Annotated in this window: 10 protein-coding genes and 1 pseudogene; 7 read left to right on the top strand and 4 right to left on the bottom strand. The window is 70.3% G+C overall.

All coding sequences use genetic code 11. The annotated features are described in order from the left end of the window. Nucleotides 1–369 precede the first annotated feature (369 nt). Nucleotides 370–1,140 carry a recombinase family protein gene (locus tag Q7A36_RS41840; protein WP_408903907.1) on the bottom strand — a complete coding sequence of 257 codons (771 nt, stop codon included), beginning with the start codon at nt 1,138–1,140 and terminating at the stop codon, nt 370–372. 456 nt (nt 1,141–1,596) lie between these two features. On the opposite strand from Q7A36_RS41840, the gene Q7A36_RS35575 reads away from it, so the two are divergent. Further along, nucleotides 1,597–2,547 (top strand): tyrosine-type recombinase/integrase, encoded by a 951-nt coding sequence (locus tag Q7A36_RS35575; RefSeq protein WP_305108542.1) that lies wholly within the window; start codon nt 1,597–1,599, stop codon nt 2,545–2,547. Between the two features lie 193 nt (nt 2,548–2,740). Here the strand turns inward: Q7A36_RS35575 and Q7A36_RS35570 are convergent, their stop codons facing one another. Beyond that, nucleotides 2,741–3,736, bottom strand: coding sequence for a Bug family tripartite tricarboxylate transporter substrate binding protein (locus Q7A36_RS35570; RefSeq protein WP_305108541.1), 996 nt, complete (start codon nt 3,734–3,736; stop codon nt 2,741–2,743). 19 nt (nt 3,737–3,755) lie between these two features. Continuing rightward, nucleotides 3,756–4,517, bottom strand: coding sequence for an SDR family NAD(P)-dependent oxidoreductase (locus tag Q7A36_RS35565; protein WP_305108540.1), 762 nt, complete (start codon nt 4,515–4,517; stop codon nt 3,756–3,758). Between the two features lie 89 nt (nt 4,518–4,606). Here Q7A36_RS35565 and Q7A36_RS35560 point away from each other — a divergent pair, with 89 nt between their 5' ends. The 5 genes and pseudogenes from Q7A36_RS35560 to Q7A36_RS35540 all read left to right on the top strand — a co-directional run bounded on the left by Q7A36_RS35560 (nt 4,607) and on the right by Q7A36_RS35540 (nt 10,522). After that, a complete protein-coding gene (locus Q7A36_RS35560; protein ID WP_305108539.1) occupies nt 4,607–5,638 on the top strand; it encodes a ketopantoate reductase family protein in 1,032 nt (343 codons plus the stop codon). Further along, nucleotides 5,635–7,290 (top strand): M28 family metallopeptidase, encoded by a 1,656-nt coding sequence (locus Q7A36_RS35555; protein ID WP_305108538.1) that lies wholly within the window; start codon nt 5,635–5,637, stop codon nt 7,288–7,290. The genes Q7A36_RS35560 and Q7A36_RS35555 overlap by 4 nt, the downstream gene beginning before the upstream one ends. Before the next feature lie 298 nt (nt 7,291–7,588). Then, nucleotides 7,589–8,281 (top strand): annotated as a pseudogene (locus Q7A36_RS35550) (IS6 family transposase); the annotation flags it as partial. Nucleotides 8,282–8,492: 211 nt separating this feature from the next. After that, nucleotides 8,493–9,329, top strand: a complete 837-nt coding sequence (locus Q7A36_RS35545; RefSeq protein ID WP_305108537.1) for an HpcH/HpaI aldolase family protein — start codon at nt 8,493–8,495, stop codon at nt 9,327–9,329. 50 nt (nt 9,330–9,379) lie between these two features. Then, nucleotides 9,380–10,522, top strand: coding sequence for a zinc-binding dehydrogenase (locus tag Q7A36_RS35540; RefSeq protein ID WP_305108536.1), 1,143 nt, complete (start codon nt 9,380–9,382; stop codon nt 10,520–10,522). 76 nt (nt 10,523–10,598) lie between these two features. Here Q7A36_RS35540 and Q7A36_RS35535 read toward each other — a convergent pair whose 3' ends face one another. Beyond that, nucleotides 10,599–10,901: a hypothetical protein gene (locus Q7A36_RS35535; protein ID WP_305108535.1), complete on the bottom strand. Its 303-nt coding sequence runs from the start codon at nt 10,899–10,901 to the stop codon at nt 10,599–10,601. A gap of 107 nt (nt 10,902–11,008) precedes the next feature. Between Q7A36_RS35535 and Q7A36_RS35530 the strand changes: the two genes are divergently transcribed. Further along, nucleotides 11,009–11,185: helix-turn-helix domain-containing protein (locus Q7A36_RS35530; protein WP_305108543.1), on the top strand; the 177-nt coding region annotated here is incomplete at its 3' end.

Raw genomic sequence — 11,185 nt, 5'->3', positions numbered from 1 at the left:
GTGGGTGGATCGTTGACCGGCTTCTCCAGGACGGGCTCCCAGTGGGTTGCCGCGGGTAGTACGCGGGTTACCAGGTTAAAGGGAGGCGCCGGCCATGCTGCCTCTCAGAGTGGCCGAGTTCGGGTGTGGCCGACGATCCGGTGCCGCAGGCAAGGCGGGGCTGCTCGATGGCCTGAGCCGCCACAGCAAGAACCGGAATGCAGCCGTGCCCCACACGGTGCATGAGGCATTCATCAGGGAGGAACGCCATGCGGTCTGTCGTTCTCGCGGTTCTGTTTAGCTGCGCTGCCCTCGGACGAACGGGAGCGGCCGAGCCCGCGCCGGCCCCTCCCGCAACGCCCTATGTGCCAAAGACGGCCAAGGAGCGCCTCAGCGACAAGACCAGCGACGAGCAGCGGGTGAACGACTGCAAGGTGTCGCCGGAGCGTCGGGCCCACGCACGACCGACAACCTGTCCCTGGGATGCGGGAAGCTGACCGGTCTGCTCGGAACCGAATGGGGGCGGGTAGGACGGCATGGCAAAGGGAGCGGCGCGCTCGCAGTATGGCCAGCAACGGATGGGATAGGTCCCCATGCAGGTCGACTGCACGAGATCGCTCCTAATCGGAGCGAGGCGGCAGCAGGGCAGGGGGCTTGATGCCGGCCGGACCGGGGCGAGCAGCGCTGGCTCGGCCATGCCCTCAGCCACCATCCGCCGCAACGCCCGGACCAGGCGTTCGGTGGTCCAGGGCGGCGTGCCCGCGGCGTGGCGGGCATCGAGGTAGCGGACGACATCGTCCCGGGCGCGGCCGTCCGCCCGCTGCCGCTGCACGGCCGGCAGCTAGGCATCGGGGCAGGCGACCAACTGGGCGAGGTAGGCGGCCGGGTGCCGGCCCGCAGGCCCGGGTTGCTCGGCTGGCTACCGCGGGTGGCGGCGGCACGCATGCCGCTGTGGTTGCGTTCGCGGATCAGAGCGCGCTCGAGTTGCGCGGCGGAGCCGAGGACCTGTACGCCCAGGATCACCTCGAGCAGGTGCGATAGCGAGCGGGCCAGCCGGTCGAGGGAGACCACCATGAGGGTGTCGCCCAGCTGGAAGCAGGCGAGGGTGCGCGCCAGCACCGGCCGGTCGCGGTCACCACCGGAGGCGTGTTCCTCGGCCACCTCGCGGCAGCCGGCGGCGCGCACAGTTCGTCGAACTGGCGCACGGTGGCCTGGTTCTCGGTGCTCACCCGGGCGTAGCCCACCAGCGCCATCCGGCGACGTTCTGCTGACTGCCGGAACGGAGGTGAGAGGCGGCGAGGCGGTTGGTTAAGTATGACCTAACGCCGAAAACCGGTCCTTCCGGGTGCCTGAATAACTGGACGGGCTCCGCTCTGGACAGCCACTCGCCTGCTTCGGGGGCGCTGGAGGGCACTTTGAACACCCAGAGGGGGAGGGATATCGGGACGCGGGACAGGCTGAAGGGCACATCCTCGGCCCGGGCGCCTCAGGAACGCCGCTTGGCCATCCAGCAGGGCACGCGCCAAACGCGCTCGCGAGCGCTTCACACTCCATAACCGCGCTTCCGGAGCCTGTTTCGGAGTTGCCCCAATCGGCGCAAGCTGCTGGAATCGTGCCATGTCCGAACTCGCCCTGCTTCCCGACGCCGAGGTCGCCCGCGCCGCCACCTATGCCCGCCAGGCCCTGTCGCCGGCGACGCTGGCCGCCTACGCCGCGGACTGGGCCGGCTTCGAAGCCTGGTGCGCGGGCAGGGGCGTTGCCGCCCTGCCGGCCACGCCGGTCACCGTCGCGGCCTACCTCGCCGCCATCGCTGCCACCCATGCCGGATCGACGCTGCGCCGCCGCCTCGCCGCCATCGGCCGCGCCCACCGCATGGCCGGCCTGCCCTGGGCCGGCTCGCACCCGGCGATCGGCGACACCCTGGCCGGCATCGCCCGCCGCCACGGCACGCCACAGCGCCGCGCCGCGGCGATCGGCACCGTCGAGATCCGCAAGCGGGTCGCCACCTGCACCGACGGCCTCACGGGCACGCGCGACCGCGCCCTGCTGCTGCTGGGCTTCGCCGCGGCGCTGCGGCGGAGCGAGCTGGTCGCGGTCGAGCGCGAGCACCTGACCATGACGCCGGAAGGGCTGCGGCTGCTGATCCCGCGCGGCAAGACCGACCAGCAGGGCAGGGGGGCCGAACTTGGCATCCCACGTGGCAAGACGACGGAGACCTGCCCGGTGCGCGCGCTGGAGGCCTGGCTGCAGGCCAGCGACTGCCGCTACGGCCCGGTGTTCCGCAAGATCGACCGCTGGGGCAACCTCGAGACCGCCGCCCTGCACCCCTATGCGCTGCCGAAGATCCTGGCGCGGCGGCTGGCGCTGGCCGGGATCAAGGCCGCCGGGCTCGAGCGACTGTCGCTGCACGGGCTGCGGGCGGGCTTCATCACCGAGGCCTATGGGGCCGGGGTGCGGGACGAGGCCATCATGGAACACAGCCGCCACCGCGACATCCGCACCATGCGCGGCTATGTCCGCCGCGCCAAGCTGGTCGGCGAAAGCCCGGCGGGGCTGGTTGGGCTGTAGGGCCCCGGTCGCCCCGGTGCGATCGTCACGCCGAGGCGCCTGACACTGGGCGGCGGAGCCCTGCGCCACGCAGTCCCTCTCCTGCTCGAGTTCCGCCAGTCCCGCATCGCACCAGCGCCACCTCAGCCGACAAATTGCCTAATGGCGCGAAACAAAGCCGTTGCAGCAGTCGCCTGAGGCCTGATTCGCACCGTCATTCAACGCGCGCACCTGAGGCGCGGACGAGTGGCGCCCAGGTCTCGATCTCCTCCACCACGTAGCGGGCGAAGCGCTCCGGGTTCCATCCGCGCATGGCGGGTGTGTTCAGTTCCTCGAGCCGCGTGGCAATAGCCGGGTCGGCCAGCGCCTGGTCCACCGCGGCTGCCAGCTTCTCCTGGATCGGGTGTGGCACGCCGGCGGGGCCGAAGAGGCCGTACCAGGAATAGGCCTTGTAGTCCGGCAGCCCGAGCTCGGCCGCCGTCGGCACATCGGGCAGCGACCGCCAGCGCTCCGGATGGTTGGTGAAGAGCACGCGGGACGTCCCCGCCTCGTGAAACGGCTTCAGCAGGGAGGGGATGTCGTGGGTGAACTGCACCTCCCCCGTCACCAGCGCGGTGAAGCTCTGTCCGCCACCGCGATAGGGCACGTGGATCGCCCTGGCGCCGACGACGCGCAGGAAGTTGGCGCTGGCGATGTGGCCGGTCGTACCGATGCCGCTGCTGCCGTAGGAATAGCCGTCCGGCTTCGCCTTCAGCGCGGCGGTGAACTCCTCCAGCGTCCTGACCGGCCAGCCGCGCTGGGTGATGCCGAGAGCGATCGGGATGAAGACCGTGGGTGCGATCGCCGCTAGGTCCTTTGCCGGGTCGTAGGGCAGGCTGGCATAGAGGCTGGCGGCGATGCCGGTCGAGGACAGCGTGGCGAGCACGAAGCTGTAGCCGTCCGGTGCCGACTTCGCGACAAAGTCGGTGCCTACGGTGCTGCCGCCGCCCGGCCGGTTCTCGATGACGATGGGCTGGCCGAGGATCTCGCTGAGCTTCGGCGCCAGCAGCCGCATGGTCACGTCCGTGCCGCCGCCGCCGGCGAAGGGCACCACCACCTTGATCGGCCGGTTCGGCCAGGGGCCGGACTGCGCCCACGACAGGGCGGGGGCGGCCAGCAGCGTGCTGCCGGCGAGGCGCAGCAGGGTCCGGCGGGCGATCTTCTCTCTCATGCGCGTTCTTCCCGCTGCATCAGAAGGACCCGCCATTCACCGGCAGCACCTGGCCGCTGACGAAGCCGGCGAGGTCGGAGGCGAAGAACAGCACGGCATTGGCGATGTCCTGTGCCTCGCCCATCCGGCGCAGCGCGATGCCCTCGATGACCCGGCGCTGGCCCTCGGGGCCGTAGCCCTCCCACTGCGTCCTGGTGCCGGGAGAGACGGGAAAGAGGCCGGGCGCGACGGCATTCACCGTGATGCCGTGCGGCCCGAGTTCCTGCGCGAGCTGGCGGGTGAGGCCGATCATGGCGTGCTTGGCGCTGGTATAGGCCTGGATCCCGGTGCGGGAGGCGCGCAGGCCCGCGCCGGAGCTGATGTTCACAATGCGCCCGCGCCCCGCGCGCTTCATCGTCCCGGCCGCGGCACGGGTCAGGGTGAAGGCGGCTGAGAGGTTGACCGCGAGGATGGCGTCCCAGTCCTCGAAGGGCGCTTCCTCGACCGGATGAAAGTCGCGGCCCAGCACGCCGCCGGCATTGTTCACCAGCACGGAAACAGCGCCCCCGGCCTCGCGCTCCACCTCGCCGATCCAGGCAGTGGCTGCGGCGCGATCGGTCAGGTCCAGCACGCGCGGGTGGATGGCCGCGGAAGCACCGGCGGTTTCCGTCAGCCCTGCCGCGTCCTTGTCGCCGGCAAAGACGGACGCGCCGCGTGCCGCGAAGCTGCGCGCGATGGCGCGGCCGAAGCCGGTTGCAGCGCCGGTGACGACGATGGTCTGGCCGGAGAAGTCGAGATCCATGCGCATGGTGCTCCGCAGCACGGCAGGATGTTTGCACCCGTCCGGGCGAGTGGCAATCTGCCGCGCCGAGATATCGAGGGATGCGTGCGATGGCGGAAGAGCCGGTGGTGATCTGGGGCGCCGGGGCGATCGGCGGTACGATCGGCGCCTACCTGACCCGCGCCGGCCGCAAGGTGCTGTTTGTGGATGTGGTGGCCGAGCATGTCGCCGCCATGAACGCGAACGGCCTGACGATCGAAGGCCCGGTCGCGCAATTCACCGTTCCCGCCACAGCCGTCACACCCGACCGCATGACGGGCCGCCATCGCCTGATCCTGCTGGCGGTGAAGGCGCACCATACCGAGGCGGCGACGCGTACGCTCGCGCCCTTCCTGGCGGAGGACGGCGCCGTCGTCTCCTGCCAGAACGGGCTGAACGAACTGGTCATCGCGGAGATCCTTGGGCGATCGCGCACCATCGGCGCCTTTGTCAATTTCGGTGCCGACTATCACGGCCCCGGCCGGATCATGTACGGCAACCGCGGCGCGGTCGTGGTCGGCGAGCTGGATGGCAGCCGCACCCCGCGGATCGAGGCGCTGCACGCCATGCTGCGGCTGTTCGAGCCCGAGGCGGTGCTCTCGGACAACATCTTCGGCTATCTCTGGGGCAAGGCCGCCTATGGCGGCATCCTGAAATCCTCCGCCCTGACCAACGATCCGATCGCCGACTTCATCGCCGACCCGGCGCGGCGGACGCTGGTTATCGGAATCGCGCGGGAGATCCTGCGTGTCGCGGCGGCGGAGGGCGTGACGCCGATCGGCTTCGACGGCTTCCACCCGGTGGCTTTCGCACGTGGCGACGCGGCAGGCATCCGCGCGAGCCTCGACCGGCTTGAGGCCTACAACCGGGCCTCGGCCAAGTCGCACAGCGGCATCTGGCGGGACCTGGCGGTGCGCAAGCGCCCTACCGATGTAGCGGCGCAACTCGCACCCGTGCGCGCCGCGGCGCGGCGGCACGGCATCCCGACACCGATGGCGGACAGGCTCGTCGAACTCATCGGCGCCATCCAGGAGGGCCGGCGGGAGATCGGCGCGGCGCTGGCCGAGGAGCTGGGGGCGCTCTCGCCGGAGCCCGTGGCATGACGCCGCGGGAGCTCGCGGCGCAGGTGGATGCCGCGCTGATGATGCGCAACCTGACGGCCATCGCCGGCTGGACGAAGCTGAGCGGCACACCGGAGGAGGCGGAGAGCCTGCGCCAAATCCGCGGCCTGCTGGATGGCTACGGCTTCCGCACCACCTGGCTGGAGCACGATGCCTTTATCAGCCTGCCGGGCGCGGCACGGGTACTGGTGGATGACCTCCCGCCGCTGTCCGCGCTGACGCATTCCATGTCGCGCGCCTCTCCGCCCGAAGGCACCGCTGGACGGCTGGTGGATGTGGGCGCGGGGACGGAAGCCGACTTCGCCCGCGCCGGCGACGTTACCGGCTGCATCCTGCTGGCCGAGGGCATTGCCAGCCCGGCGGTCGCCGCCCGCGCCGCGCGCGCCGGCGCCACGGGGCAGCTCCATATCAGCCCGCACGAGCACCTGCACGAAATGTGCATCTCGCCGGTCTGGGGCAGCCCCTCGCCGGTGACGCTGGCGGAACTGCCCACGACCGTCGCCTGCACCGTCGCCCAAGCCGACGGCATGGCGCTGCGCGGGAGGTTGGGGCGCGGCGAGGTGCCGCGCGTGGTGTTGCACGCCGAGGTGGACACGGGCTGGCGCCGCACCCCCATCCTGGTCGCGGAGCTCGATGCCCCCGGCGCCGGGCCGGAGGCGCCCTTCATCCTGTTCTCCGGTCATCACGACACCTGGTACCAGGGTGTGATGGACAACGGCGCCGCCAACATGACGATGCTGGAGGTGGCGCGGCTCTGCGCCACGCGGCGCGACACCTGGAAGCGTGGCCTCCGCCTCTGCTTCTGGTCGGGCCATTCGCAGGGACGCTATTCCGGCTCTGCCTGGTATGCCGACGAGCATTTCTCGGAGCTGGACCGCCGCTGCGCCGTGCACGTGAACGTGGATAGCACCGGTGGCGTGGGCGCAAGCGTGCTGGCGGAGGCGCCCGCCGCGGCGGAGCTCGCAGCGTTGGCCGCGGAGGCGCTGCAGGCGGAGACGAGCGCCGCGCATGCCGGCCGCCGCATGGGCCGCAATGCCGACCAGTCGTTCTGGGGCATCGGCATCCCTTCGCTGTTCTCGACGTTCAGCGAGCAGCCCCCTGGCGCGGTGAAGATGCGGAACAGCCTCGGCTGGTGGTGGCACACGCCGGACGACCTGATCGACAAGATCGACCCGGCGAATCTTGCGCGCGATACGCAGGTCTATGTGCACGCGATCGCACGGCTGCTGACGGAGGATGTTCTACCGATCGACCATGCCGCGCAGGCGGCCGGGCTGGCGGCGGAGTTGGCGAAGGTGGCGCCCGGCTGCACCGTGAACGGTGTGCCGCTGGACGGGCTGCTGGCGCAGGTGGAGGCGCTGCGCGCGGCGGCTGCTGGGCCGCATGCGGACCGCGCACTGATGCGCGCCTCCCGCGCGCTCGTCCCACTGGACTACACCTGCGGCGACCGCTTCGTGCATGACCCGGCACTGCCACTGCCGCCCTGGCCGGTGCTGGAGCCGCTGCGCAAGCTCGCCGCCAGCGCGCCCGGCACTGACGCGGCGCGGCTGCACGCCGTGGAGGCACGCTGCGCCCGCAACCGCATAGCCGTCGCCCTGGCGCAGGCTACCGAGGTGCTGGGAGGCACCGCATGACCGCCGCTCGATGGCGCTGGCCCGCGCCGTTGCGGTCGGCATAGTGGCGTGCAGCGTCGGCGTGATCGCCTTCCACGGAGCGAGTGGATCGCCGCAGGGCCGGGTGGCCCGGAAGCGTAGTGAGACCTCGCATGAGCTTTCTCCTGTCGAGGTTCTGGTGGTGGCCTGATCGACACCATAGGGCTTGGGATGGTCTAGCACTGGCACCGTCAAGTTGAGCGGGCTTGGCGGGCTGACCCCGGTCCGATAGACGACCGGAATGAGCCCGCCTGCCGCCAAGTGCCCCTATGCCGGCCACCGCTTCCCGCTCGGCCTGCGCATGGTCGAGGAAATGCTGGCGGCTCGCGACATCATCGTCAGCCACGCGACCGTGCGGCAGTGGGCGTTCAAGTTCGGCCAGGAGTTCGCCAACGGAATCCGGCGGAGGCTGCCCCGCGCCGGGGACAAGTGGCATCTGGATGAGGTCGTCATCAAGATTGCTGGGGTGAAGCACTGGCTCTGGCGTGCTGTGGATCAGACCGGGATGGTGCTCGACGTGCTGGTGCAGAGCCGGCGCGACAAGCGAGCCGCCAAGCGCCTGCTGCGCAAACTGCTGAAGCGGCAATGCCGGGCGACGCGTGTCATGATCACCGACAAGCTCCCGAGCTACGGGGCGGCAAAGCGGGAGGCGATGCCCGGTGTCGAGCATCGCCAGCACAAGGGCCCGAACAATCGGGCCGAGAATTCGCACCAGCCGACGCGACATAGGGAGCGGCAGATGAAGCGCTTCAAGTCAGGGCGGCGGGCACAGCGTTTCCTCTCCGTCCAAGACCAGATCACCAACCTCTTCCATCTCCGCCGCGACCACGTCAGCTCCAGTAAATATCGAGCTGCAAGGGCGGGTGCGTTCAAGGTGTGGGCCGACATCAGCGGGATTGCCGCCACGGCCCGAATTCCGCTACTGCGTCGCCCTCCGCCAACCAACTGCGTCCGCCCTGGGCCAACAACTTGACGGTGCCCCCCTTGGCACTGGCATCGTTGTCGACCGGCCCTCGTCCACACAAGCGGCTTACGGCCGGCGCCAACCTCAGTCCCTCGGGCTCCCGCCCGTCCAGGATAGGCTCGACGAGATCCGCCGCCAGCCGGCGTCGCTCAGGTTGCACGCACGTCCTTGTCGGACAACACTCCTGCACGCCAGCCCGCTCGCCGGAGGAAACGACATCATGCGCCCCAACCGCCTGCGCCAGAAGCTGGATGCCGGGGAGCCGACGATCGGCACGCACATCCTGTCCAGCTGGCCCACCCTTGTGGAACTGATCGGTGACGCCGAGAACTACGACTATGTCGAGTTCACTGCCGAGTATGCGCCGTTCACCATGCATGACCTCGACAATCTCGGCCGCGCCTTCGAGCTGAAGAACCTCGGCGGCATGATCAAGGTCGAACAGAAGCAGTACACGCACCAGGCGATGCGGGCGATCGGCTCGGGGTTCCAGAGCGTGCTCTTTGCCGATATCCGGACGGTGGCGGATGCCGAGGCCTGCGTCGCCGCGGTGCGCGCCGAGACGCCGGGCACCGGCGGCCGGCTCGGCGTCGGCATGCGGCGCGATGTCGGCACGGTGCTGGAGGGCGGGTCGCCGGCCTATGTCGATGCTCTGAACGAGGTGGTGATCGCCATCATGGTCGAGAAGCGCGAATGCGTGGAGGACCTGGAGGCGATCCTGTCGGTCCCGGGCATCGACATGGTGCAGTTCGGATCCTCCGACTACTCGATGGGCCTCGGGCTGACCGGCCAGCGCTCGCACCCCGACGTGGTGAAGGCCGAACGCAGGACCATCGAGACGGCGCTGCGGATGGGCAAGCATCCGCGCGTGGAACTGGCGGATATCGCTGGCGCGAAGCCCTACCTGGAGATGGGGGTGAAGCACTTCTGCATCGGCTGGGACGTGCGGATCCTCTACAACTGGTGGCGCACCAACGGCGCGGGCATGCGGGCGATGCTGACGGGCGAGGCAGCGACGGCGCCCGCGCCGCAGCCGGTGAAGACCGGCACCTACTGAAGGTCCGGCCGCAGTGGTCGGGACCATAGGCGCACCACCGGGGAGGCGACATGGACGGCAACGGACTGCACGGGCTGGAGCTGCGCTCGCGCATCAGCGGGGACGGCGTGCTGGAGCTCTCCCTGCAGGAGGCGGCGGTGCCCGAACCGGCCGCCGACGAGATCGTCGTGCGGGTCGAGGCGACGCCGATCAATCCCTCGGACATCGGCGTCCTGCTCGGCCCGGCCGCGCTCGACACGGCCGAGTTCGTCGGGACGGCGGCACGGCCGGTGGTGCGCGCGCAGGTGCCGGCGGCGGCGCTGCCGACCATCGCCGCCCGGCTCGATACCTCACTGCCCGTGGGCAATGAAGGCGCAGGCACCGTGGTGCGCGCCGGTGCCGAGGCCGCGCATCTGCTCGGGCAACAAGTCGCGGTGTTCGGCGGGGCGATGTGGGCGCAGTACCGCCGCGCCAAGGCGGCAGACTGCCTGGTGCTGCCCGCGGGGACGACGCCGCGCGACGGCGCCTCCTGGTACGTCAATCCCATGACGGCGCTGGGCTTCGTCGAGACCATGCGCCAAGAGGGTCACACGGCCCTCGTACACACCGCCGCGGCCTCCAACCTCGGCCAGATGTTGAACCGCATCTGTCTGGCGGACGGCATCGGCCTGGTGAACATCGTGCGCAGCCCACAGCTGGCGGCGCTGCTGCGCGGCCAGGGTGCCCGCCATATCGTGGACAGCAGCGCACCGGATTTCACCGCGGCGCTGACCGCGGTCCTGGCGGAGACCGGCGCCACCCTGGGCTTCGACGCCGTGGGTGGCGGGCCGATGGCCGGGCAGATCCTGGCTGCGATGGAGGCGGCGGCACGGCAGACCGCCAGCGGCTACAACCACTACGGCTCGGATCGGCACAAGCAGGTCTACCTCTATGGCCGGCTGGACACCGGGCCCACCACCTTCGAGCGCGGGCCGATCGGCTTCGCCTGGGGGCTGGGCGGCTGGCTTCTGATGCCCGCGCTCAAGAAGTTGGGCGCGGCAACGGAGGCACGGCTGCGCGCCCGCGTCGCCGCCGAGCTGAAGACCACCTTCGCCAGCCACTACACCGCCGAAGTCTCCCTAGCCGAGGCGCTGCAGCTGCAGACCATGCGAGCCTATTGTCGGCGGGCTACGGGGGAGAAGTTCCTGATCCTGCCGCAGCAGGGGTTGGGCTGAAGCTCAATCTCTCGAGGCTGGATCGCCTGCACCTGCCAGCGGGCGCAGCGCCTCTCTCGGGCTGGCCTTCACCCGGCTACGCCGGTCTACCGGTGTGCTGTTGGCTACCAGGAAGCCGACTTCCTGCGTTCGCAACCGCATCGTGCTGTACCGGCCATTCCATCGGGATCGGCTCCAACTGCTGCGGTAGGTCCAAGCCGCGAGGCATTCGCCCATCCAGGATCGCCTCGACGAGGTCCGGCGCCAGCAGCGTCAGCCGCAGCAGCGTCCCGAGATAGCCGCGTTCGGTCCTCTCCGCCGCCGCCACCTCGCTGATACTGGCGTACCGGCCCTCGTCCAGTAGCCGCTGGTAACGGAACGCCCGCGCCAGCGCCTTCACGAGCGCCGGGTCGGCGCGCGTCGGCAGCGTAACCGAGCCGTCCCGGTTATTGAGCCGGCGGTGGTGTTCTTGAAGGCCGCGGCTGCTGTACCCAAATAGCTGACATCATGAAGCACGTGGACATGCGGAGCCTGACGCCGGCGGCGCAAGAGGAGCGCCGGCGTCAGGTGATCGGGCTGCGTCAGGCGGGGCAGACCTATGCCGCGATCGCAGCCCAGGTCGGGCTGACCCAGACCGGGGTTTTCGACATCTGCAAGCGCTTCGCCGAGCACGGCCCGGCGGGG

It is taken from the genome of Paracraurococcus lichenis, assembly GCF_030657435.1.
GTDB lineage: Bacteria > Pseudomonadota > Alphaproteobacteria > Acetobacterales > Acetobacteraceae > Paracraurococcus > Paracraurococcus lichenis.
The sequence above is the reverse complement of the archived record's forward strand: the minus strand, read 5'-3'. Positions and strand labels throughout refer to the sequence as shown.